This window comes from Azospirillum cavernae, from assembly GCF_003590795.1.
Lineage (GTDB): Bacteria > Pseudomonadota > Alphaproteobacteria > Azospirillales > Azospirillaceae > Azospirillum > Azospirillum cavernae.
This window is the reverse complement of the sequence record NZ_QYUL01000001.1, coordinates 1,022,084-1,046,045: the sequence shown is the minus strand read 5'-3', so window position 1 is coordinate 1,046,045 and position 23,962 is coordinate 1,022,084. Positions and strand designations below refer to the sequence as shown.

22 protein-coding genes are annotated in these 23,962 nt (G+C 65.6%); 8 read left to right on the top strand and 14 right to left on the bottom strand.

The annotated features are described in order from the left end of the window. Positions 1-85: 85 nt before the first annotated feature. On the top strand, positions 86-1,771 hold the full coding sequence (locus D3877_RS04950) for a Na/Pi cotransporter family protein (protein WP_119829611.1): 1,686 nt from the start codon (positions 86-88) through the stop codon (positions 1,769-1,771). Between the two features lie 88 nt (positions 1,772-1,859). On the opposite strand, the gene D3877_RS04945 is transcribed toward D3877_RS04950, so the two are convergent. The 4 genes from D3877_RS04945 to D3877_RS04930 all read right to left on the bottom strand — a co-directional run bounded on the left by D3877_RS04945 (position 1,860) and on the right by D3877_RS04930 (position 3,178). Further along, complete coding sequence (locus D3877_RS04945; protein WP_119829610.1) at positions 1,860-2,039, bottom strand: CsbD family protein; 180 nt, start codon at positions 2,037-2,039, stop codon at positions 1,860-1,862. 308 nt (positions 2,040-2,347) lie between these two features. Beyond that, positions 2,348-2,638, bottom strand: coding sequence for a hypothetical protein (locus D3877_RS04940; protein ID WP_119829609.1), 291 nt, complete (start codon positions 2,636-2,638; stop codon positions 2,348-2,350). A 9-nt stretch (positions 2,639-2,647) separates the two neighbouring features. Continuing rightward, the gene (locus tag D3877_RS04935) at positions 2,648-2,827 is read right to left on the bottom strand and encodes a hypothetical protein (RefSeq protein ID WP_147395083.1); all 180 of its coding nucleotides are present in this window, start codon (positions 2,825-2,827) and stop codon (positions 2,648-2,650) included. A gap of 162 nt (positions 2,828-2,989) precedes the next feature. After that, positions 2,990-3,178, bottom strand: a complete 189-nt coding sequence (locus tag D3877_RS04930) for a hypothetical protein (protein ID WP_119829607.1) — start codon at positions 3,176-3,178, stop codon at positions 2,990-2,992. A gap of 517 nt (positions 3,179-3,695) precedes the next feature. On the opposite strand from D3877_RS04930, the gene D3877_RS04925 reads away from it, so the two are divergent. Then, positions 3,696-5,834, top strand: coding sequence for a putative bifunctional diguanylate cyclase/phosphodiesterase (locus D3877_RS04925; protein ID WP_119830791.1), 2,139 nt, complete (start codon positions 3,696-3,698; stop codon positions 5,832-5,834). Positions 5,835-6,077: 243 nt separating this feature from the next. Here D3877_RS04925 and D3877_RS04920 read toward each other — a convergent pair whose 3' ends face one another. The 3 genes from D3877_RS04920 to D3877_RS04910 all read right to left on the bottom strand — a co-directional run bounded on the left by D3877_RS04920 (position 6,078) and on the right by D3877_RS04910 (position 9,927). Then, complete coding sequence (locus D3877_RS04920; protein WP_119829606.1) at positions 6,078-7,919, bottom strand: potassium/proton antiporter; 1,842 nt, start codon at positions 7,917-7,919, stop codon at positions 6,078-6,080. Positions 7,920-8,050: 131 nt separating this feature from the next. Further along, on the bottom strand, positions 8,051-9,082 hold the full coding sequence (locus D3877_RS04915; protein ID WP_119829605.1) for a patatin-like phospholipase family protein: 1,032 nt from the start codon (positions 9,080-9,082) through the stop codon (positions 8,051-8,053). A 128-nt stretch (positions 9,083-9,210) separates the two neighbouring features. Continuing rightward, positions 9,211-9,927 (bottom strand): substrate-binding periplasmic protein, encoded by a 717-nt coding sequence (locus D3877_RS04910; protein WP_158599782.1) that lies wholly within the window; start codon positions 9,925-9,927, stop codon positions 9,211-9,213. Between the two features lie 263 nt (positions 9,928-10,190). Between D3877_RS04910 and D3877_RS04905 the strand changes: the two genes are divergently transcribed. Beyond that, positions 10,191-11,975 carry an ABC transporter ATP-binding protein gene (locus D3877_RS04905; RefSeq protein WP_119829603.1) on the top strand — a complete coding sequence of 595 codons (1,785 nt, stop codon included), beginning with the start codon at positions 10,191-10,193 and terminating at the stop codon, positions 11,973-11,975. A gap of 170 nt (positions 11,976-12,145) precedes the next feature. Continuing rightward, complete coding sequence (locus tag D3877_RS04900; RefSeq protein ID WP_119829602.1) at positions 12,146-13,246, top strand: hypothetical protein; 1,101 nt, start codon at positions 12,146-12,148, stop codon at positions 13,244-13,246. A 43-nt stretch (positions 13,247-13,289) separates the two neighbouring features. Here the strand turns inward: D3877_RS04900 and D3877_RS04895 are convergent, their stop codons facing one another. Genes D3877_RS04895 through D3877_RS04865 form a run of 7 tightly spaced genes read right to left on the bottom strand, consistent with a single transcriptional unit; the run spans position 13,290 to position 20,472 of the window. After that, complete coding sequence (locus D3877_RS04895) at positions 13,290-14,087, bottom strand: MBL fold metallo-hydrolase (protein WP_119829601.1); 798 nt, start codon at positions 14,085-14,087, stop codon at positions 13,290-13,292. Beyond that, positions 14,084-14,878 (bottom strand): TatD family hydrolase, encoded by a 795-nt coding sequence (locus D3877_RS04890; protein ID WP_119829600.1) that lies wholly within the window; start codon positions 14,876-14,878, stop codon positions 14,084-14,086. The genes D3877_RS04895 and D3877_RS04890 overlap by 4 nt, the downstream gene beginning before the upstream one ends. Positions 14,879-14,887: 9 nt before the next feature. Beyond that, positions 14,888-16,444, bottom strand: a complete 1,557-nt coding sequence (metG, locus tag D3877_RS04885; RefSeq protein WP_119829599.1) for a methionine--tRNA ligase — start codon at positions 16,442-16,444, stop codon at positions 14,888-14,890. A gap of 52 nt (positions 16,445-16,496) precedes the next feature. After that, on the bottom strand, positions 16,497-17,609 hold the full coding sequence (locus D3877_RS04880; RefSeq protein ID WP_119830790.1) for a DNA polymerase III subunit delta': 1,113 nt from the start codon (positions 17,607-17,609) through the stop codon (positions 16,497-16,499). Then, a complete protein-coding gene (tmk, locus tag D3877_RS04875; protein WP_119829598.1) occupies positions 17,606-18,286 on the bottom strand; it encodes a dTMP kinase in 681 nt (226 codons plus the stop codon). The genes D3877_RS04880 and tmk overlap by 4 nt, the downstream gene beginning before the upstream one ends. Before the next feature lie 6 nt (positions 18,287-18,292). Then, complete coding sequence (locus tag D3877_RS04870; protein ID WP_119829597.1) at positions 18,293-19,468, bottom strand: D-alanyl-D-alanine carboxypeptidase family protein; 1,176 nt, start codon at positions 19,466-19,468, stop codon at positions 18,293-18,295. Between the two features lie 47 nt (positions 19,469-19,515). Further along, a complete protein-coding gene (locus D3877_RS04865) occupies positions 19,516-20,472 on the bottom strand; it encodes a septal ring lytic transglycosylase RlpA family protein (RefSeq protein WP_119829596.1) in 957 nt (318 codons plus the stop codon). Positions 20,473-20,693: 221 nt separating this feature from the next. Here D3877_RS04865 and D3877_RS04860 point away from each other — a divergent pair, with 221 nt between their 5' ends. The 4 genes from D3877_RS04860 (at position 20,694) to D3877_RS04845 (ending at position 23,961) form a co-directional block, all read left to right on the top strand. Next, positions 20,694-21,350: a protein-L-isoaspartate O-methyltransferase family protein gene (locus tag D3877_RS04860; RefSeq protein WP_119829595.1), complete on the top strand. Its 657-nt coding sequence runs from the start codon at positions 20,694-20,696 to the stop codon at positions 21,348-21,350. Between the two features lie 85 nt (positions 21,351-21,435). Then, entirely contained in the window at positions 21,436-21,762 is a 327-nt protein-coding gene (locus tag D3877_RS04855; RefSeq protein ID WP_119829594.1) for a rhodanese-like domain-containing protein, read from the top strand. A gap of 2 nt (positions 21,763-21,764) precedes the next feature. Continuing rightward, the gene (locus tag D3877_RS04850) at positions 21,765-23,153 is read left to right on the top strand and encodes a TolC family outer membrane protein (RefSeq protein ID WP_119829593.1); all 1,389 of its coding nucleotides are present in this window, start codon (positions 21,765-21,767) and stop codon (positions 23,151-23,153) included. Between the two features lie 100 nt (positions 23,154-23,253). Next, positions 23,254-23,961, top strand: a complete 708-nt coding sequence (locus D3877_RS04845) for a DUF2497 domain-containing protein (RefSeq protein ID WP_119829592.1) — start codon at positions 23,254-23,256, stop codon at positions 23,959-23,961. The last annotated feature ends 1 nt before the right edge of the window (position 23,962 follow it).

Genomic DNA, 23,962 nt, shown 5'->3' with positions numbered 1-23,962 from the left:
CCACGCGCGTCTTACGACTTCCCCATGCGCACGAACCAAAAAGCCGCTTATGCTTTGCGCTTCTGTGACAAAGGGGTGAAACGGGATGGACGGCGGCGTCATTCAAGACATGGTGTTTCGGGTTCTGGGCGGACTCGGGCTGTTCATGCTGGGGATGGAGTTTCTGTCCGACGGCATCCAATCGCTGGCGGTCGAGCGGATGCGCCAGATTTTGGAGCGTTTCACCACCAACCGCATCTTCGCCCTGCTGACCGGCACCTTCGTGACCGGGGTCATCCAATCCAGCACGGTGATGACCGTGATGGTGGTCGGCTTCGTCAACAGCGGCATCGTCACGCTGGAACAGGCCATCGGCCTCATCATGGGCGCCAACATCGGCACGACGCTGACCACGGTCTTCGTCGCCCTGCCCATCGGCAAATGGGGCTTGCCGGTCATCGGCGTGGCGGCGCTGGTCTATCTCTTCGTCGGCACGCCGAAGATCCGCTACTCCGCCTTGGCGATTCTGGGGTTGGGCATGATCTTTTACGGCTTGGATCTGCTGACCAGCGGCTTCCGCCCGATTCGCTCCGCCCCGGCGATGATGGAGGTTTTCACCCTGCTGTCCGCCGACAGCTATGGCGGCATCCTGCTGTGCGTCGCCTTGTCGGCGCTGGTGACGGCGATCATCCATTCCTCGTCCGCCACCGTCGGCATCGTCATGGGGCTGGGGGCCTCGGGCGTGATGGATTGGCACACGGCGCTGGCCTTCACGCTGGGGGCGGATGTCGGGACGACGGCGACCTCCTACGTCGCGGCGCTCAACCTGTCCTTGAACGCGCGGCGCACCGCCTACGCCCACATGTCCTTCAACGTCATCGGCGTGCTGCTGATGCTGCCGCTGTTTCCGCTGTCGCTGACACTGGTCGCCTGGACGCTGGGCGGCGATCCCGGAGTCGCGGTGACGGGGGCGGGCGGGGCGGTCAGCTATCCGCTGGTGCCCATCGCCATCGCCACCTACTCCACCGGCTTCAACATCTTCAACACGGTGGTGATGCTGCCCTTCGTGCCGCTGATGGCGCGGCTGCTGTCGCGCATCGGCCAAGGCAAGACCGAGGACGAGGATCTGTCCCTGCCGAAATACCTCTTCGCCCGCGCGGTGGAGGAGCCGGAATCGGCGTTGCGCCTGCTGGAAAAGGAGCAGACGCGCTACCGGGCGGCGTTGGCCCCGCTGTTGGCGCTGGCGCGGTCAGGCGACGGGACCGACAACGACGCCAAGCGGACGGGCAAGGCCGCCGCGTTGCACACAGCGTTGGCGGCGCTGTCCAAGGAGATCGACGGCTTTGTCGGCAATCTGTGCAAGCGGACGATGCCGCCGCCGCTGGTGCCGGTGCTGATGGGGGTGTTGCAAAGCCAGGATCACGCCCGCGCGCTGGAACGCCACCTGTTCGACTTCACCCAAGAGCTTGGCGCCGCCCCCCTGTCGGAGGCTGGGCGGCGCTTCGCCGACATTCTGTTGGAGGCGCTGGACGCGGTGTTGCTGGAAACGCTGGCGGCGCTGGAGAGCGGCGACGTTGACGATCTGCGGATGATCCACGGCATGATCGGCGATCAGGGCGGAGCCGCCGCGCGGCTGCGCCAGAGCTATCTGGAATCGGACAGCGGCATTCCCCTGGACGAGCGCACGCGGCTGTTGGCGGCGCTGGGGCAGGCGGAAAGCGCGCTGTGGGGGCTGGCCCGCTTGCTGACCCTGCGTCTGGCCGACCGGCAGGCGATCCAGGCGGCGGCGTAAAACGAACAAGGCGCGCGCGGCCCCTGGATGGGAGAAGCCGCGCGCGCCCGGTCACGTTCAAAGAGCCGGATGGTTTCGGCTCAGAGTGTTACGGCAAGGCGTCCTTGATGGCGTCCTTGGCGCCGCCGATGGCGTTTTGAACTTTTCCGGCGGCCTTTTCGGCTTTGCCGTCAATCGTCAGCGAGGCGTCGCCAAGAATCTCGCCAACTTTTTCCTTCACGGCGCCCTTGGTGACGTGCGCGGCGCCCGCGATGCGGTCTTTGTTCATTGGAAAGCTCCTGTGCGGTGGGTCTGTCCCCAATCAACGCGGAGGATGGCGAATGGTTCCGGGGCGCCGCTGGGCTTTCGCCGCAGTCAAGGGAGGGGGCGTTCAGCCAGGGCAACGAAGTCAGGTTAACGAAACGTAACCAATATGAGGGATGAATTTTAAACACGGATGAACACGGATAAAAAATTTCACTTGATCCGTGTTCATCCGTGGGCCGACGCAGTCGGCATCCGTGTTTATCCGTGTTCAATGTCATTTTCCGATCTTGCAATGCGGCCTCGTTAACCTGACTTCGTTGCCCTGGACGTTCAGCGCCGCGCCGTCCGCAGGATCGGGCCAGCGTTTTGGCGGCGCAGACTGGCCAGAGACAGGGCGTGATGGCTGATGCGCTGGCGGAAATCGCGGTCCACCCGGCTGAAGGCGCTGTAGGCCAGCCGGATCGCGTCCGATGAGTTGGATGTCAGGGCGTCCTGCAAGGCGTCGCGCAGGGTGCGCAACTCCAGAACGCCGGGAACGAAGGCCATCTCAACCGCTTCGGCGAGAATTTCAATCGAACAGAGCGTCGCGTCGTCGTCGGTGTGCGTGACAGGGCGTTGCAAGTGCGAATCCTAGGAGCCGAGCAGATCCGCAATGGCGGCCATACAACGTTTGGATGTTGGGCACTGCGCGCAATGCTCCGGGGGCGGGCAGTTGTGGCGACGCAGATCGTTCAGGCCCTGAAACAGCACGCGCTTTTTCTCATCCGAAATGACGTCGGTTCCCCGGATGATGTCCATCGCGTCGAGCATCGGGTTGGTTGCGTTCAGCATTGTCGGCCCAGCGGCATTCCCTTCTGGAACAGATGAGCGCCATTCTGTACGCAACGCGCTGAAGACGCCGCAATATTAGGGTAACAAATTGAAACAACCCGCGCCAATCCTCGACAGTGCCGCCCAACGGCGCGCTTGGCGTCACTGCGCGGCGGAACCGGATTCCAGAATCAGTTCCGCTCGGTCAACCCGAAGATAGGCGCCGGGGCGGACGGTTCGGCGGAGGATGTCGTCGTTCAGCATCAGATGGGCGTCGGCGAGGCTTAACGGACGACCTTCGTAATACGCGCGCCCGTCGGCATGGCGAATGTGGTGGAATGCCGGTGTCATGGCGATACTCCCCATCGTTGCGCTGCGAATGTCGGGGCGGCGGATGTCCGTCGCCCGATCGTCGGGTTAACGTCGGTGCGCGGCGTCCTATTCCGTATGTCTTTCGACAGAACGCCTATGATCCGTCCTGGCTGTTAAGCCTATGACTTGTCAAGGTTGTGCGGTTTCGGGATGATGATGCCTCGCTTTGGCGGATCGACCAACTTGGGATTGCTTCCGTCTGTCTTTTGTCACAACGCTTCAGTGCTGATTGACCGTGACAAAACATGCGACCGATTGAACCATCTCCTTATGCTTGGGCCGTCCACACCATGGGGGCTGTTTGGTGAATTGCCGAAGCGGGCTTGCGGGCCAAGGGGTTTGGCGAAGCGTCGCCGGTTTTTCCGCGTTTCCCCGTCGTGACAGGAGATTGTGCGGAAACATTGGAAAATGCGGCGCGGCGGGTCATAATGCTTTCCCGCGCCGATCTTTTTTATCCCGCAATGATGCTGCGGCCTTGGTGAAAACGGAAAACTCCTTGCTCGAACACCCGGCGGAAGATTTGCAAGACACGGACAGCGCGGCGAGCGGGGCATTCCCCCGCGACTTGGCCTTTTTGTCGTCGCTGGCGTCCAGCCTGCTGGATCATGCGGATCTGGCGCTGGTCTATATTGACCGGGATGGCGTCTGCCGACACGCGGATCGCCGTTTTGCCGCCGTGCTGGATCGGACGCCGCAGTCTTTGGTTGGAACGGCCTTCGCCACCGTCGATCACGCCGTGGCGCGTTCGGTTGGCGCGGCCATCGCGTCTCTGAAACGATCCGGCCTGTCGGCTCTGGTGGATTGCGAAACGACGGGGTGCGACGGCCGCCGTTCGATTCTCAGCGGCAACATGGTGATTCACAAGGGCGCCGATGGGGAAACCCTTGGCTTTCTTGGGATGCTGATTGAAACCGGGGATCCCGAACGGATCGCCGATTTCGTCACCCGCCGGGATCCGTTTGTCGCCACCCTGCTGGACGCGGCGGTTGACGGCATCATCGTGTCCGACCGCAGCGGGCTTATCCGCTCGATCAACCGCGCCTGCTGCGCCTTGTTCGGCTATGAGGAGGCGGAGTTGATCGGGCAACCGATGACGATCCTCATGCCGCCGCCCTTCGCCCGCGACCACGACAAATACATCAGCGCCTATGTCAAAACCGAACGCCCCAAGATCATCGGCATCGGGCGCGACACGTTGGGCAAGCGCAAGGACGGGGGCATTTTCCCCATCCATCTGAGCGTCGGCGAGGCGCGGTTGGGCGACAACACCAGCTTTGTCGGCATCATCCGCGACATTTCCGACCGTCTGGCGGCGGAGCAGCGCGCCTCCTATCTGGCGCGGCACGATCCGCTGACCGGCGTTCTGACCCGCACCGCTTTTCTGGAGGAGTGCGAAGCCCTGCTGGCCGGAACCAGCGGTGTCGGGGAGGGTGGCTACGCCCTGTTCACGTTGGACATCGACCAGTTCAGCGACATCAACGAGGCGTTCGGCTTCCATGTCGGCGACGCCGCGCTGAAGGCGATGGTCAGCCGGGTGATGGAGGTTCTGCCGCCCAACACCTACATGTGCCGCATCGCCGCCGACGAGTTCGCGGCGCTGGCCCGCGTCACCGGGGCCGCCCACGCCCAGACTTTGGCCGACGTGCTGCACGACCGGCTGACCGCGTCGATCTACGCCGACCGCCATTGGGTGCGGCTGCGGCTGTCCATCGGCGCGGCGTTGCAGGACGGCGCGGCGCAAACCTTGGAGGATCTGAACGCCAAGGCCAAGCTGGCCTTGCAGGCGGTTCAGCATGACGGCGGCAACGCCGTCTGTTTCTACACCCCGGAAATGGCGGCGGCGGCGACCCGGCGCATGCTGTTGACCGTGCATCTGACCCACGCCATCGAGCGGAACGAGATGTATCTGGTCTATCAGCCGATTGTGGACGCCAAGACCGGACGGGTGGTGTCGGCGGAAGCGCTGCTGCGCTGGAACCATGAAAGCTTGGGCGCGGTGTCGCCCGGCGAGTTCATTCCGGTGGCCGAGGAAAGCGGCCTGATCGTGCCTTTGACCGATTGGGTGCTGTCCACCGCCATCGGTCAGATGATGCGCTGGAACGCCGAGGGCGTGTTGCCGGAGCGGGTGTTCCTGAACATTTCCGGCCAGCAATTTCTGCGCGGCAACCTGACCCTGCGGCTGGAAGAGCTGCTGAGCGGCTGCCCGGAATTGCGCCCGCATCTGGGGCTGGAGATCACCGAACAGGCGGCGGTGCGCGATCTGAAGGTGGCGGTCAAGACGCTGGGTGAATTGTCGGCGCTGGGAATCCAGACCGCCATCGACGATTTCGGGTCGGGCTATTCCTCGCTCAGCTACGTCCAGCAATTGCCGGTGGCCAAGCTGAAGATTGACCGCGCCTTCGTCATCGACGTGCCAGACAACCCCAAAAGCAACGCGCTGGTGCGCGCGGCGGTCGGCATGGCCCACGGCCTTGGCCTGACCACGGTGGCCGAAGGGGTGGAGACGGTCGAACAGCGCGACTTCCTGGTGTCGGTCGGCTGCGATCTGTTGCAGGGCTATCATTTCGGGCGCCCGATGATGCCCGATTTGCTGGCCGACATGGTGCGCGAGCAACGTCAGCCGCCCATTGAGTGATGGCGGGGACTGATCGGGGCAACCAAATCAGGTTAACGAAACGTCGCCAACCTGGAAGACGGACTTAAGACACGGATGAACACGGATATCCACGGATAAAAACCATCACCTGATCCGTGTTTATCCGTGGGCCGACGCAGTCGGCATCCGTGTTTATCCGTGTTCAATGTCATTTTCCGGTCTTGCACTGCGACCACGTCACCCTGACTTGGTTGCCCTGGGGATTGATGGCGGGACGCGGCGTCAATCCCCGTCGCCGCGCCGTTCCTTCATCTGTTCCCGACGCTTCCAGCGGCGGAACGACTGTTTTCCCCACCAATTGCGCAATTTTCCGACCAATTCCGTCGGGTGGCGGAACAGGGGGACGCGCGGCTTCGTCGCCATGGTCGGCTCCAGCGCCATGCCGACGGAGGTGACGCCCCGCTCGTCCATGTCGCGAACGATCAACTCGACGTCGCCCATGCGGACCCGGTCGCCCAACTCGCAGGATCCGCCGAACTCGTGGCGCAGCAGGTCGCTCAGCGTCAGTTTGGCGTTGGGCAGCGACAGGGGCAGGCCGTACATCTCGGCGATCTGCTCCACCGTCGCGTCAGGGCTGAGCACGAGGTCGCCGTAAAACTCCCGGTCGTCCTGGTCCAGCGCTCGGCTACCGCCGAACAGCTTGTCAATCAACGGCAATTGGTGGGGCGGGGCGAAGAGATAAACATGGTCGCCCGGTTGCAGCGGCTTGGCCTTGTAGAGCGGCACCACCATGTCGGCGCGGATGACCAGCGACGGGCGCGCCCAGCGCGGCATCCGTTGCCCGCGTGCCGCCGGGCTTTTGGCGTGGACGGTGTAGGCGACCAACTCTTGATCGGCGTTGCCGGGCAATTCCAGCTCGACGCGCTCCACCGGGCCACGGCGCGGCGGGACGATCAAGCCAAGCCAGCGCGCCATCGCGCCGATGGTCCAGCCCTGCACCAGCAGCGACACGACGACGACGATGAAGGCGGTGTTGAACACCATCTGACCGTTGTCCAGCCCGCCCAGCACCGGCACCAGCGCCAGCAGCAGCGACACCGCCCCGCGCAGCCCGACCCAGGCGATGAAGGTGGTTTCGTTGGCGCTGAAACGGAAGGGCAGCAGGCAGATCCACACCGCCAGCGGGCGGGCGACCAGAATCAGCAGAAAGGCGATGGCCAGAGCGGGCAGGGCGATGTCGGCGAACTCGTGCGGGGTGGCCAGCAGCCCCAGCATGACGAACATGACGATCTGGCTGAGCCAGGTCAGCCCGGCGTGGAAGCGCCGCAGCTCCAGCGCGCCGCGCAGCTTGACGTTGCCGGCGTAGAGACCGGCGGCGTAGACCGCCAGATAGCCGCTGCCGCCCAGCACGTTGGCCCCGCCGAACAGGAACAGCGCGAAGGTCAGCGTCACCACCGGATTCATGCCGGTTTCAAAGCGCGCCTTGTTGATGAAGGTGACGACGAGCCAGCCGCCGATCAAACCCAACGCTCCGCCGAAAAACACCGAACGGATCAGCTCCTCGGCCACCTGCCAGGGCGACCCCCAACCATGGCTCGCCGCCTCCACCAGAATGATGGTCAGCATGATGGCGACCGGGTCGTTCGTTCCCGATTCGATTTCCAGGGTGGAGCGCACGCGGTCGCGCAGCGTGATGCCGCCGACCCGCAGCAGGAAGAACACCGCCGCCGCGTCGGTGGAGCTGACCGCCGCGCCGACCAGCAGCGCTTCGGCCCAGGGCAGATTCATCAGATAATGGGCGGCGGCGCCGATGACGCCGGTGGTGATGCCGACGCCGACCGTCGCCAGCGTCATGGCGGGCCAGGCGGCGGCCTTGTAGCTCGACAGCTTGGTGTCGAATCCGCTCTCGAACAGAATGACGGCGAGCGCCATCGACCCGATCAAAAAGGCGGTCTGCGGATCGTTGAAGGCGATCCGGCCGATGCCGTCCTCGCCCGCCAGCAGCCCGATGCCCAGAAAGATGAGCAACAGCGGCGCGCCGATCCGCAACGCCAAATAGCTGGTCAGAACGCTGACGATCAGCAGGGTCGATCCGATCAGAATGATGTAGCTGACCGCCTCCATATGCCTCCCGCGCCATGGTCATTGGGCCGCCATGCGGCGGAACCACATGATTTTGACGGCAACGCTCCTTATCCGCAAGCTGTAGTGGGTCGTTTCGGCAAAATAATGGTTAACCATTTCGGCTAGGGGCGTCAGCGCCGAACCGGATCGTGGGCGTTTTCCCGTGGGCCGGTGGCGAAAACGGCCAGCGCGTCGTGCAAATCGGGCAGGGCGCGTTCCACCGCCGCCTCCCCCTCGCGGATGCAATCGTCGGCGCGGTCGAACTCGGTCAGGCCGATGTGGCCCAGGCGCGGGGCGATGTGGACGTCGGGCGGCTCCCCCGCCAGCCGCGAGCGGGTGATGCGGTCGGTGACGATGCCCAGCGACGACACCATCACGCCGAACAGGCTCGGCCCCTCGTAATCGCGGCGGAAGATGCGGCGGGTCAGCGCCCCGACCATGGAGGAGGTCCGGCTTTCCGGCATCTCCTCGTCGATCAGCTTCAACAGGTCGAATCCGGCGGCGGTCGGCACGGTGGCGCCGGGCTTGCGCGCCTTGCCCAGAATGTCGCCCGCCAGATTGACGGCGATGACCATCTGCGCCCCCAGCGCCCGGCAGGCCGACACCGGCACCGGGTTGACCAGCGCGCCGTCGATCATCCAACGCCCGTCGATCATCACCGGCGGAAACACGCCGGGCAGGGAGATGGACGCGCGCATGGCCTCGACCAGATCGCCATCCTGCACCCACACCTCATGGCCGGTGACGAGGTCGGTGGTGATGGCGACGTAGGGGACCGGCAACTCCTCGATCCGGGTGTCGCCGATGTGGCGGCGCATTTCGGCGACCAGCTTGTCGCCGCCGATCAAACCGCCGCCCTGGCGCAGCCGCAAATCCAGATAGCCGACGATCTTCAGGCGGTTGAGGTTGCGCACCCAATGCTCCAGCGCGTCGAGCTTGCCCGCCAGATGGATGCCGCCGACCAGCGCGCCGACCGAGGCGCCGCACACGATGTCCGCCTCGATCCCATAACGCTTCAGCGCCCGCAGCACGCCGATGTGCGCCCACCCCCGCGCCACGCCGCCGCCCAGCGCGACGCCGATGCGGGGCCGGTTGCGGGGATGGGCGGCGCCGTGACCGTTGGCGCCCGCCTGATTGCTTCCCAGATTGCCACCAATCGCCATGGCCGCTTCCCCCTCCGCCGTTCACACCGCGTTTTGTCCCGCGCTTGCCCTCAAGTTTGGCGCGCAGTGGTTAACGAAACTTGGATGCGCGTGGGAGCCTATGCCGGGAGGCGACCGATGGGCCGGATTTACGGGGTGGTGATCGCCCGGTTCAGCGCCTCGATCACCGCCGCCGGGACGCTGCGGCTGCACATCAGGTGGCGCTTTCCGGCGGGCGGCATGCCGTCCAGCGGAGACAGGATCAATCCCTTGCCCGCCAGTTCCGGGGCTTTCAGCAGCTCTTCGCCCTCTTCCCCGGCCATGAACATCAGGTCGGCCCGCCCCGCCGCGATCATGGAGGCCATGCCGATGTTTTCCTGGGTCGTCACGTTTTTTTCCGATGCGGCCTTGGCCAGCTTTTCATCAATGAACGGGCCATAAGACAGGCCACCCTTTGTCAGGACGATGATTTTCGCATCGGCCAGCAGCGCGTCGATGGTGCGATGACCGGCCGCCGCGCTGTCCTTGCGGGTCAAAATCAGGTGCGGCTTGCCCTGATACACCGACTCGGTGAACTGGGCGTAGGCTTCGCGCTCGGCGTTCCGGTACCACCCGGCTCCGCAGACCGGCGCGGCGCTGTCCTTGATCTGGGAGAGTTGGCGGTTGATCGGCGAGGCTTCCCATTTGAACGGAACGCCCGCCTTTTTGAACGCCGCCGTCACCGGGTCGCCGATCAGGCCGGTCACGCCGCCGCCGGACTCAACCGCGTAAGGCGGGCGCGCGTTGTAGAGGACGGCAATCTCCTGCGCCAGCGCGGGAGACGCGCAGAAGCACAAGGTGGAAGCGATCAAAGAAAAGCCGCGCATGTCTCTGCTCTTCCGTAAGAATGGTTCTTTCCCAAAGAAGGTGGCGACCGGACATTGACGCACCATTAACGGGTCGATAGGGGGTGTTCACTGAAAAGCGGTTCTTCCACCAGCCAGACCATGGCGACCTGCGGAGTGGCCCCATCATAGGCCTCCGACAAATCCCAGCCGCGCCGTCGGATGGACAAAGCCGGAGGGGATCGGTTAAGCCATCGGCGCGGGGAGTCGGCGCGACTCCCGACGATGAACGAGAGAGCGCGATTGTGACGAAGACGAGCGGCGGGGCCTTGCGGCTGGACGCGACGACCGAGCGGTTGATGGGCCGGGTGTGGCGGGACTGGGTGCGGCCCTATCGGGCCAAGCTGGCGCTGTCCTTCCTGCTGATGGCGCTGGTCGCGGCGACCACCGGGGGCTACCCGCTGCTGATCGACCAGTCTTACGCCATGTTCTCGGCGCAGGATCGCGGCCTGGCGTTGGTGATTCCGGCGTTGATCGTGTTGGTGACGATCATCAAGGGCGTCTCGCTCTACGCCCAAACCGTCGTCACCAGCGAGATTGTCCAGCGCATCATCTCCGACGTCCGTTTGTCGATGTTCAGCCATCTGCTGACCGCCGACATGGCGCAACTGCACGCCGCGCCGACGGGATCGCTGACCTCGCGTTTCATCAACGACGTGGACGTGATCCGCAACGCGCTGTCGCGAACCCTGACCGGGCTGGTGCGCGACATTCTGACGGTGATCGCGCTGGTCGGGTCGATGTTTTACCTCGACTGGTTCCTGTCGCTGATCGTCTTCGTGATTTACCCCATCGCCGCCGTTCCCATCGTCCAGATCGGCAAGCGGCTGCGCCGCGTCTCGCGCGACACCCAGGCGCAGATGGGGGACATGACCTCGCTGTTGACGGAAAGCCTGTCGGGCGCCCGCATGGTCAAGACCTATTGCCTGGAGGATTACGAGCGCGCCCGCGCCGCGCGCGCCTTTGACGACAATTACGACCTCAGCATGAAGGCGACGCGCGCCCGCTCGCGCATCGACCCGATGATGGAGGTGTTGGGCGGCATCGCCGTGGCGGGCGTCATCGCCTTTTCGGGATACCGCATGGCGACGGGCGACGGGTCGGTCGGGGCCTTTTCCGGCTTCGTCGGCGCGCTGCTGATGGCGGCCCAGCCGGTGCGCGCCATCGGCACGCTGAACGCCGCCCTGCAAGAGGGGCTGGCCGCCGCCCAGCGCATCTTTGAACTGGTCGATCAGGCCCCGACCATCCTGGAACAGCCCAACGCCAAGCCGCTGGCCCTGACCAAAGGCGCGGTGGCGCTGGAGGACGTGCGCTTCGCCTACGAAAGCGGGGCGGAAACCCTGAAGGGCGTCGATCTGGACGTTCCGGCGGGCAGCACGGTGGCGCTGGTCGGGCGCAGCGGCGCCGGAAAATCGACCGTCTTCAACCTGATTCCACGCCTGTACGACACCGTCGGCGGGCGCGTCACCATCGACGGCCAGGACGTGCGCGGGGCGACCCTGCGCAGCCTGCGCGCGGCGGTGTCCATCGTCAGCCAGGACACGGTTCTGTTCAACGACACGGTGCGCGCCAACATCGCCTTTGGCCGGTTGGACGCGCCGCTTGAGGACGTGATCGCCGCCGCCAAGGCCGCCGCCGCCCATGATTTCGTCATGAAGCTGCCCGAGGGCTACGACACCGTCATCGGCGACCGGGGCGTGAAGCTGTCGGGCGGCGAGCGCCAACGTCTGGCGCTGGCCCGCGCCTTTCTGAAGGACGCGCCGATCCTGCTGCTGGACGAGGCGACCAGCGCGCTGGACAGCGAATCCGAACAATTGGTGCAGGGCGCCTTGGAGCGTCTGACCCAGGGCCGGACCACGCTGGTGATCGCCCATCGCCTCGCCACCGTGCGCAACGCCGACCGCATCGTGGTGATGGAGGGCGGGCGCATCATCGAACAGGGAACCCACGACGCGCTCATCGCCGCCAACGGCGCCTACGCCCGCCTGTCGCGCCTGCAATTCGGCGAGGAGGAATCCGGGTCGCTGTGATTGAGGTGGTTGGAAGGGAGTCATAGTCGCCTTTTGGGTGTGTTGACTCTCGGTTTTTGCTTGTGCCACGGTTTTGAAGAACGCGTCTTGAGCGTCCGATAAGGAGAGCCATGCCGCCGCCTTCTCCCGCAAATCGACGCTTTTCCGTTGGTTCAGGCGCCCGCCCGGCGATGCCCCGGCCCGTCCTGTCGCCGCGTTCGGTCCTGCCGTCGGCGATCCAGCGCAAGCAGGCGTTCGCCGTCGGCAATGTTGATTCCACCATCGCGGCGTCGATGGCGACGATCCTCAACAGCAAGGTCGGGGCGCCGCTGGCTCCGGGCGCGGCGGCTCCGCGTTTGGAGACGGCGGCGGGAACGCCGTTGAGCGCCCTGGCCAACGGCGAAACCCTCTATCTCGACGCCCATGGCGCGGCGCCTGAAGACGCTGGGTTGCCTGGGGCGGCTGTGCGTTTTGGCGGGCTTACCCCGGAACAGCTCGCGAATCTCGTCCTGTCCAAAGGGTTGTCGGTCGCCTACACCGGAAAAATTTATTTGAACGGGTGCAACACCGCCACGGGAGCCGGTGTTGACACCTACGCGTTCCGTTTCCAGGCGGCGCTGGCGCTGAGAGGCGTCCGCTGCGTCGTCAAGGGCAATGGCGGTTACAGCCAGGTTGACGCGACGACGGGTCACACGCGGGTGAACCCGCCGACGGCGATTGGCGCGCAAGACCGCGCCGCGCTTCAGGACACATACCGGCGCGCTGGTGAATTGGACGCACAAATCAGAAGCGATGTGCAGTACCTGAAAGACAATCTAAGAGCGCCTGATTTCGACAGCAGAAAGGGCGCTGTCGACCAAGCCAGAACGGAGATGATGACCGCGTTGGCTTTGGTGCCGGGCTTGCGCACGGCGGCGTATCGGCCCGACAAGGCGCTTCGCCCAACATTGCCAGCGCTGGGCGGCGTCACCCACTTTGAAAGCGCCGCAGGACAATACAGCGCGCTTCCGCCCAGCATCGGCCAGAGCGGAAGAACGCTTGTCCACCATGTTCAGGCGGCTTTGACGGCCTATGACAAAAAATGGAAGTTCAACCCCTCGGACTCGTCCACGGCCGCCGTGGCCGTGCTGAGCGGCCCCATCGCGTCCCACGCCGCGCTGCTGATGGCGGTGCGGTGGTATCTCGGTCTGGGGCCGCGCCCGCCCGCTCAGTTGGTTGCCGTTGGCGACCGCTTGAAGGTGGGCGGCGCTCTCTATGGGTTTCTGAAGGCGGAGTATGATCGGTGGGTCTGACCGGCCCGGAGGATAGCCGTCGCCTGTGGGCGAACAGCGCGCTTCAAACCTCAATCACCATCCCGTCATAGGCCGGTTCCACCCCGTCGGGCAGGATGCGGCGGAGGTGGTCGTAATCCATGCTGTTGTCCATGTGGGTCAGATAGGCGCGGCGGGGTCGCACCCGGTCGATCCAGGACAGGGTCAGCGCCAGATGGGCGTGCACCGGGTGGGGTGGTTCAAGCCGTCCGCAATCGACCACCCAAGTGTCGACGCCTTCGAGCGCCGCGAAGGCGTCTTCGTCCAGCCGCACCACGTCGGTGGAATAGGCGAAGCGGCCAAAGCGGTAGCCGACCGTCTTCATATAGCCGTGGTCCTGCTCGAACGGCGTCACCGGCAGGCCGTTCACGGCGAAGGGGCCGGTGATGCGGTGGGCGTTCAGCACGGGGCGGTAAAAGGGATAGCCCGCCTTCAACGGCTCGAAGCAATAGGGAAAGCGGATTTCAATGTCGCGCAGATGCTCGTCCCAGCCATAGGCGTCGAGCGGCGCGTGCATCAGGCGGCAGATTTCCCGCAACTCGTCGATGCCGTGGGCGTGGTCGGCGTGCTGGTGGGTCCACAGCACGGCCTCCAGCCGCTGGCAGCCGCTGTCCAGAAACTGCTGGCGCAGATCGGGGGAGGTGTCGATCAGAACGGCGACCCCGGCCTGCTCCACCAGAATCGACGGGCGCATCCGCCGGTTTTTCGGGTTGGCCGGGTCGCAGCGCCCCCAGCCGTCGGGGCCGATCACCGGAACGCCGCGCGACCCGCCGCTGCCCAGCACGGTCACGCGCATCACGTCCTGGGATCGGCCTTCGCTCATGCCGCCGCCTTTTGTTCCACGGCCTTGTCGAACAGCCGGAAGAAATTGTCGGTGGTGATCCGCGCCAACTCGTCCGCGCTCACCCCCTTGATCGCGGCGACGCAGGCGGCGGTGTGGGCGACGTAGGCCGGTTCGTTGCGCTTGCCCCGGAAGGGAATCGGCGCGAGGTAAGGCGCGTCGGTTTCCACCAGGATGCGGTCGAGCGGCACGTCCTTCACGATGTCGCGCAACTCTTCGGACTTCTTGAAGGTGACGATTCCCGACAGCGACAGGGTAAAGCCATAGTCCAACGCCTCGTCGGCCAGCGCCCGGCCGGAGCTGAAGCAGTGCAGCAGCCCCTTCACCGTCTGCCCGGCGGTTTCCTCCTTCACGATGCGCATCGTGTCGGCGTCGGCGTCGCGGGTGTGGATGATCAGCGGCAGGCCGGTGTCCAGGCTGGCGCGGATGTGGCGGCGGAAACACTCCTGCTGCTGCTCGCGCGGGCTTTTGTCGTAAAAATAATCCAGCCCGGTTTCGCCCAGCCCGATGACCTTCGGGTGCCGGGCGCGCTCCACCAGCGCCTCCACGGTGGTGACGTCGAACTCCTCCGCCGCCTGATGGGGGTGAACGCCGACGGTGCACAGAATGTCGTCGTAACGTTCGGCCACCGCCAGGATGCGGTCGAAGCGGGTCAGATAGGTGCAGATCGTCACCATGCGCCCGACCCCCGCCGCGCGGGCGCGGTGAACCACCGCGTCCAGCTCCTCGGCGAAGTCGGGGAAATCAAGGTGGCAGTGGCTGTCAACCAGCATGGCCGTCGCTCACTCCTGCGGGGCTTCGACGAAGCGCGGGAAGACGCCCTGCGGCGTCGGCAGCGGCGTTCCGGCCACCAGCGCGCCCGACGGCCCCAAACTCGCGAAGCCGCGCGCGTCCGGCCCCAAGGCCAACTGGTCGAGAATCTTGGCCGAGGCGTCGGGCATGACCGACTGGGTCAGGATCGCCAGATGGCGGATGGTTTCGGCCAGCACGTAGAGCACGGTCGCCATGCGCGGCGGGTCGGTCTTCTTCAGCGTCCAGGGCGCTTGCTCATCGACGTAACGGTTGCCGTCGCCGACCACCGCCCAAAGGGCGTCCAGCACCTTGTGGAAGGCCTGGACCTTGATCTCCGCCCGCACTTGGTCGAGCAGCCCATAGGCGGCCCCCAACAGAGCGTTGTCGGCCTCGGTGAACGGCCCTGGCGTCGGCACGACGCCGCCGCAATTCTTGCCGATCATCGACAGCACGCGCTGAACGAGGTTGCCGTAATCATTGGCCAGATTGCCGTTGATCCGCGCCACCATCTGCTTGTGCGAGAAATCGCCGTCGTTGCCGAACGGCACCTCGCGCAGCAGGAAATAACGGGTCTGGTCCAGGCCATAGGTGTTCACCAGCGCGTCCGGCGCGATGACGTTGCCCAACGACTTGGACATTTTCTGCCCTTCGATGGTCCACCAGCCATGGGCGAACACCCGCTTGGGCGGTTGCAGACCGGCGGCCATCAGGAAGGCGGGCCAATAGACGGCGTGGAAACGCAGAATGTCCTTGCCGACCATGTGCAGGTCGGCGGGCCAATATTTGGCGTAATCGCCGTCCTCGGCGGTGTTGGGATAGCCGACGGCGGTGATGTAATTGGCCAGCGCGTCGAGCCACACATACATGATGTGTTCGTCGTTGCCGGGAACCGGGACGCCCCATTTGAAGGTGGTGCGGCTGACCGACAGATCCTTCAGGCCTGATTTGACGAAGGCCATCACCTCGTTGCGTTTCCCGGCGGGGGCGATGAAATCCGGGTTGGCTTCATAGAAGGCCAACAGGCGGTCCTGCCACGCCGACAGGCGGAAGAAGTAAGACGGTTCCTCCACCCATTCGCATTCGGCGCCGGTCGGGGCGATCTTCTTGCCGGTCGGGCTGGTGGTCAGCTCGTCCTCGCCATAAAACGCCTCGTCACGCACGGAATACCAACCGGCGTAGGCGCCCAGATAAATCTCGCCGCGCTCCTCCAGCACCTTCCACAGCGCTTGGACCGAGGCGACGTGGCGCGGCTCGGTCGTGCGGATGAAGTCGTCGTTGGAGCAATTCATCAGCGACAGGAGATCGCGGAAAGTCTGCGACACCCGGTCGGTGAAGAGCTGCGGCGCGATTCCGGCCTTCTCGGCGGATTTCTCCACCTTCTGGCCATGCTCGTCGGTGCCGGTCAGAAACTTCACATCATAGCCGTCGAGGCGCATGAACCGGGCGAGGACGTCGCAGGCGAGCGTGGTGTAGGCGTGGCCGATGTGCGGCACGTCGTTCACGTAATAAATCGGCGTCGTCAGGTAGAAAGTCTTCGGCCCGGCCATTGTCGGCGCTCTCCCGAGGGTTTGTCTTGCCGAGGGTGGTTCGGCACAGTCTTTAAGATGCGGCGGCTTCCAGCGCCGCCAAGGCGTTCAGCACCACTTGCTTGCGGTCCAGATTGGCGGATTCCGCACGAGCGAAAAGGCGTTGAACCTTTTCCCACACCTCCACCCAACGTTCAAGGCTGCGGGCGTTGGCCATGCGGGTCATCAGGGCGGCTTCGCCCGGCACCACCTCGGCGGGCCAGGCGCCGCGCGCCAGCGCGCGGGCGAAGCGGGCGAGCCACCAGACCAGCAGTTCCGTCGCCGTCTCATAGACGCCGTCGTCGGTCTTGCGGGTCAGCGTGTCGCCGAAGGCGTGGGCGGCGGCGATGTCCAGCCGGGGCAGGCCGGACAGCAACCCGATCATCGCGCGGTAGAGTTCCAGCCCCCCGGCGTCGGCCAAACCGATGGCGTGGCCGACGCTGCCCTCCGACAGGCGGGCCAACGCCGGACGGTCGTCCGCCGGGATGTCAGGACGGTGTTCCATCAACAGCTTGACCACGGTGTCTTCAGACAACGCTTTAAGAGCGAGCTTGCGGCAGCGCGAGCGGATGGTCGGCAGCATGCCGCCGGGATTGTCGCTGACCAGCAGCAGCAACGCCTTGTTCGGCGGCTCTTCCAAAATCTTAAGAATGGCGTTTAAGCCACTGACATTCATACGATCTGCGCCGTCAATCACCGCGACGCGCCAGCCGCCCTCGGCGGATGTCCGGTGCAGGAAGGGGCCGATCTTGCGGACGTCGTCCACGGCGATGTCGCGCTTCAGCCGGTTGCGCTTGTCGTCGCGCTGGCGCTCCACCGTCAGCAAATCGGCGTGGCCGCCCGAGGCGACGCGGCGGAACGCCGGATGGTTGGCGGACAGATGCAGCGACGTCGCCGGGGCGCTGCCGCCAAACAGCCCGTCCCCATCGGCGTCCTGCGCCAGAACGAAGCGGGCGAAGCGGTAGGCCAGAGTCGCCTTGCCGATGCCGGGCGCGCCGCCAATCAGCCAGGCGTGGGGCAGGCGGCCCGAGTTCCAGGCCTCCAGCAACAGCCGTTCGGCCTCGTCCTGGCCGGTCAAATCGGGGTTGCGGCGGGGCGTCAGCCCCTCGTCGGCGGCGGGGTCTGCGGCGGCGCGGGCCTTGCTCACGAGGCCGATTCCAAAGCCAAGCCCAGCCGCGACGCCACGGCGTTCCACACCCGCGCCTGCACATGGTCCGCATCGGCGTCGGCGTCGATCACGGCGCAGCGCTCCGGCTCCCGTTCGGCGATGTCGAGGAAGCCGTGGCGCAGCCGCTCGTGAAAGCCGACATCCATGCGCTCGTAACGATCTTCACCCCCGGCCTCTCCCCCGGCGCGGGCGACGGCGCGGCGCAGGCCGGTTTGGACGTCGATGTCGAGAATCAGCGTCAGGTCGGGGCGGAAACCGTCCAGCGCCAGCGCCTGCAAGGCGGCGATCCGCTCGCGCCCCAGCCCCAACCCATAGCCCTGATAGGCCATCGTGCTGTCAAAGAAACGGTCGCACACCACCCAGCGCCCAGCCTCCAGCGCGGGCCAGACCGTGCGCTCCAGATGGTCGCGGCGGGCGGCGCTGTGCAACAACGCCTCCGTCACCGGCCCCCAGCGCCCGGTGTCGCCCGACACCAGCAGGGCGCGGATCTCCTCCGCCCCCTGGGAGCCGCCGGGTTCCCGCGTGGTCAGGACGTCGATGCCGCGCGCGGCCAGCGTCTTGGCCAGCGTTTCGGCCAAGCGGCGGAGTTGGGTGGATTTTCCCGCGCCCTCGCCGCCCTCCAGCGTGATGAAGCGGCCCTTTTGCGGTGCGCTCATCGCCGGTCAGCTCTTGGAGCCAAAGACGAGGTATTTGGCCGCCGCGAAGGCGCGGCCGACGAAGCCCAGCTTTTCGACGTCCTGCGCGGCGACGACCGGAACCTCCTTGCCGGGGAAGCCGGGGGCGGAGATCACCACCTTGCCGACGACGTCGCCCTTCTTGATCGGGGCGGCGACCGGGGCGTTGCTGACCAGCGCCACCTTCATGCCCGCGCGGTCGGCCCGCGCCATGGTCACGTTCAGGTCGCGCGGCACCGACACCGGCACCGTGTCTTGATCGCCGAGCCAAACGGGAACCTGCTCGATGGTTTCGCCGCTTTTGAACAGGGCGTAGGTGGCGAATTCGCGGAAACCCCACTCGATCAACCGGGCCGATTCATCGGCGCGGGCCTGCATGCTGGGCAGGCCGTTGACCACCAGCAGCAGACGGCGGCCGTCGCGCTCGCCCGACGCGGTCAGGCCATAGCCGCCCGCGTCGGTGTGGCCGGTCTTCATGCCGTCGACGTTCATGCCCCGGTAGAGCAGGGGGTTGCGGTTGCCCTGGGTGATGCCGTGGTATTTGAACTCCCGGATCGAGTAATAACGGTAATATTCCGGGAAATCCTTGATGAGATGCTCGGCCAGAATCGCCAGATCGCGGGCGGTCATGTAATGGTTCGGGTCGGGCCAGCCGGTGGCGTTCGTCAGGTTGGTGCCCTTCAGCCCCAACTCCTTGGCCCGCTTCGTCGCCTGTTCGGCGAAGGCCGATTCCGATCCGGTCAGCCCCTCGGCCAGCACGATGCAGGCGTCGTTGCCGGATTGGACGATCACGCCCTTCAGCAGGTCATCGACCTTGATGTTGTTGTGAAGCTCCACAAACATCTTGGAGCCTTGCATGCGCCACGCCCGCTCCGTCACCGGCAGCGTGCTCTCCATGGTCAGGCGGCCGCCCTTGATCGCCTCGAACACCAGATAGGCGGTCATGATCTTGCTCATCGACGACGGCGCCATGCGCTCGTCGGCGTTCTTCTCGAACAGGACGGTGTTCGAGGTCAGGTCGAGCAGGATCGCCTGCTTGGCGATGGTGTCGATGGTGGCGGCCTGCGCCGAACCAACGCCGCCAACCCCCAACCCAACAACCGCCGAGGCCAGCGCGACCGCCAAGCCGAAGACGGCGCCGGTGCGAACGGCAACAGCGTGCATAGCAACATTCCTCCGAGGAAACAGGATCGATCCGTCCAGTCGGACGATCAATCGACCACGATTTTGGCTTCCGTAAGGCCAGCCTGAATGATTTGGTCGAGCAGGGCGTCGGCGCGGTCCACGCTGTCCAGCGGACCGACCCGCACCCGTTGCAGGGTTTGCTTGCCGCTGGGCGCGGCGGCCACGCTGACCGGCTGGCCGAGCGCCGCGAGGCGGGAGCGGATCCGGTTGGCGTTTTCGGCGTTGCCGGGGGAGCCGACCTGCACGAACAGACGCTCGCGCCCCTTCACCGGCAGTTCGGCGACGATGGGGGCGGGGACGAAACGCCCGCCGACCACCGCGCCCGCCACCGTCGCGGGCGGCGGCACCGGCGTCGCCAGCAGGCTGGGCGACGGTGCTCTGCCAACGGTCGGCCCGGCCAGCGGATTGTCCGCCTCGATCATGCCGCGCGGCGCCGGTTTTGGCGTTGGGCCGTCGGTTTGCGCCAGGATGGTCGTCGGCGTGCTCTGGCGGGCGGCGGCGGCGATGGCGCGGCTTTCCTCGGCCAGAATCTGCACGCGGACCTTGGCGGAACCGCTGGACTCGAACCCCAGCAATTGCGCGCCGCGCCGCGACAGGTCGATGATCCGGCCGTTGGCGTTGGGGCCACGGTCGTTGATCCGCACCACCACGGAACGGCCATTGTCGAGGTTGATGACCCGCGCGAGGCTGGGAATCGGCAAGGTCTTGTGCGCCGCCGTCAGCTCATCCGGGTTAAAAATCTCGCCGTTCGCCGTGGTTTTCGCATGGCCTTCCGGCCCGGACCAGGAGGCCACCCCGGTTTCGTCATAGCGGTAATCTTCGGCGGGGTAATGCCACACGCCGCTGATCTGATAGGGCTTTCCAACCGTGTAGACGCCGCTGGTCGGCAAGCCGACGCCGCCCCCGCCGGATTGGACGCAGGCGGCGAGCGTGGTCACGCCGACCAGCACGATCCCCCCTCTCAGCCAGCGCCAGCGGTTCATTCCAACGGTCCCATACGAATTTTCGGGCGGCACTCTAGCCGACTTGCCACCGCGCGCCAATGGCTGAGCGACACGAGCGCGTTGGATTGATCGCGCTCTTGGCTGCGGTGCGGCGTTGTGTTTTTGTGGGTTTTCCGGGTATATAACCGCGTTGGCAGGAAGCCGTCCCTTGTTCGGCTTTTGGTGCCGGCGCCGTCACAACAAAGCCATAAGCGATCGCCATGACCGATTTCGCCGCCGCCCGTTTTTTCATGGTCGAAGGACAGATTCGTCCGAACAAGGTCACGGACCATCGCCTCGTCGATGCTCTGTCCGAAACGCCACGGGAGGCCTTCGTCCCCGAATCCGCGCGCGGCGTCGCCTATGTGGATGATGATCTGCCCATCGGCCATGGCCGTTATCTGCTGGAGCCGATGGTGTTCGCCCGGATGCTGCAATATGTGTCCGTTCAGGAGAGCGACCGGGTTCTCGACGTCGGCGGGGCTGGCGGCTATTCGACGGCGATTCTGGCCAAGCTCGCCGCGTCGGTGGTCGGGCTGGACAGCGACGCCGCTTTGACCGCCGCCGCCGCCGCCGCGCTGTCGGCCCAGGGCGTGACCAACGCCACGACCGTCACCGGCCCGATGGCCGTTGGCCATGCCGACGGCGGCCCCTATGACGTCATCGTCATTGAAGGCACGATTCCCGAGGTTCCGGCGGCTCTGGCCGACCAGCTCGCCGAGGATGGCCGGTTGGTCGCCATCGTCCAGGACGCGCGCGGAGTCGGCGAAGTTCGTCTGTTCCAGCGCGTCGGCGGCGTGCTCTCCAGCCGTATTTTGTTCGAAGCCCAGCCGCACGCCCTGCCGGGCTTTGAGAAAAAAGCGTCGTTTGTGTTCTAAAGGCGTCTTGAACTGAACCGTGCAGTTCACATCTGATCGGTTCTGCGTTACCGTCGTCGGTAGGCTTGCGCGAAAGTGAATCCCCATGGCTGTGCCGTTTGAGATCGAGGTTGAGGAGTTGGACCGTCGCCGCAAGGTGGGGGACGACCTCCTTCTTCTGGACGTGCGCGAGCCGTGGGAGCATGCGCTGTGCGCGATTGACGGCAGTCTGCTGATCCCGATGAACGGCGTGCCGGGTCGGGTGGCGGATTTGCCGACGGATCGTGACATCGTCGTCGTCTGCCATCACGGCGGACGCAGCGCGCAAGTCACCATGTGGCTGCGGTCCAAGGGATATGGACGCGCCATCAATCTCGATGGTGGCGTGGATTCCTGGGCGCGCCGAATCGACCCGAACATGAAGGTCTATTGAAGATGACTGTGCGAAGCCGTTTTGCGCGCCATTGCTTGGCGACGGCCCTGACTCTGACCGTCACTCTGGGTGGCGGGTCCGGCGTCGCCTGGTCCCAGTCCCTGGAGCAGGCGTTGGCGCAGGCCTACGCCAACAACCCGACGCTCGGCTCGCAGCGCGCCCGGTTGCGCGCGGTGGACGAAAGCGTGCCGCAGGCGCTGTCCGGCTATCGCCCGACCGCCAAGGCCACGCTGGGCGTCAACCGTTCGACCAGCGACAGCAAATACAGCGGCGGGTCGAGCGGATCGGAAGCGAGCAGCAAGGCCGCGAGCCTCACCGCCTCGCAATCCTTGTATGACCCCACCGTCGCCCCGGCGGTTCGCCGGGCGGAGCGTCTGGTGGAATCGCAGCGGGCCTCGCTGATTTCCAGCGAGCAGTCTGTGCTGCTGACCGCCGCCCAGGCCTATCTGGACATCGTCCAGTATCAGGCCGTCTACCAGCTTCAGGCCAACAACGAGCAGGTGTTGCGCCGCCAGCTCGACGCCGCCCGCGACCGCTTCCGCGTTGGCGAATACACCCGCACCGACGTCAGCCAATCCGAGTCGCGTTTGGCCTTGGCCGTCGCCACCAAGATCTCGGCGGAGGGGCAGCTCAAGGGCGCCCGCGCCACCTACGAGCGGATCATCGGCGCGCCTCCGGGCGAACTGAAGGCGCCGAAGCCCGCCTTCAAACTGCCCAAGACGATGGACGATCTGGTGGAGTTGGCGCGCAGCAACAACCCCAATGTTCTGGCGGCAAGCTACACGGAAGCGGCCCAACTGGCGGCGGTCGATCAACAATATGGCAAGCTGTTGCCGTCGGTTGGTCTGTCGGCCAGCGGCACCCGCACGCTGGATCCGGGCCGCTCGTCCGGCATTGAGCTGAAGCGGACGGACAGCGCGTCGATCACAGCGCAGGTGACGATCCCGATCTATCAGGCGGGCCTGCCCGAAGCGCTGGTGCGCGAAGCCAAGCAGACGGCGAATCAGGCGCGCTTGCAGATCGAAGAATCCCGCCGCCAGGTGGTGGAAAGCGCCATCAGCTCCTGGCAGTCGCTGCAAACCGCCCGCGCCAGCATCGAATCCTATTCGGCGCAGATCAAGGCGGCGCAAATCGCCTTGGAAGGCGTGCGGCAAGAGGCGCAGGTCGGGTCGCGCACCGTGCTCGACGTGTTGAACCAAGAGCAAGAACTGCTCAATGGCCGGGTCAATCTGGTGCGCGCGCAGCGTGATGAAATGGTCGCGGCCTTCAATGTCATCGCGGCGACGGGGCAATTGACCGCCCAACACCTGAATTTGCCGGTCGAGTATTACGATCCTCAGGCGAATTACGAAAAGACCCGAGGAAAATGGATCGGCACCTCGGTGGAGTGATCGATCAAAGCGGCCCGCGAAAGCGGGCCGTTTTTGTATTGTGGCTTTTTGTTCGGGTCTGCCCTAGGTTCGGGGCAGGTTGACGTCTTGGGTTGCCACGATGAGCGATAAGGGCCAGCAAGAACCATCGATGGAGGAAATCCTCGCCTCCATCCGTCGGATCATTTCCGAGGACGGCGAGCCTGCGAAATCGGAATCCCCGTCGCCGCCTCCACCCCCGCCGCCGCCTCCACCGCCCCCCCCACCGCCGCCTCCGCCCCCGCCGCCGCCACCTCCCCCGATGATGGAGGACGACGACGACGACGTGCTGGAGTTGACCCAGATGGTCGACGACGATCCCGTCGCCGACATGCCGGATTTTGGCGCGCCGGATCCCGACCCCTGGAAGGACGAACCGGCCTTCCCGGAACCGCCGTCGCGTCCGACGATGTTCGACGAGCCGGAGGAGCCGCCGCCGCCGCCGCGTCCGACGCGCCGCCCGCCGCCGCCCGCCTTCGACGATTTCGAGGATGACGAGCCGCCGCCGCCGCCGCGCCCGCGCCGCCGGACGATGGTGGAGGATGACGGGCTGATTTCCCGCCGCACGGCGGACGACGCCTCGCACCATCTGACCCATCTGGCGCGCGAGTTGGGCGACGATCTGTCCATCGGCCCGATGCCCATCGGCATCCGCACGGTGGAGGACGTCGTGCGCGAGCTGTTGCGGCCGCTGTTGAAGGAATGGCTGGACGAAAATCTGCCGACGGTGGTCGAACGGCTGGTGCAGCAGGAAATCGACCGCATGATTCGCCGGTCGCAGAAATTCTGAC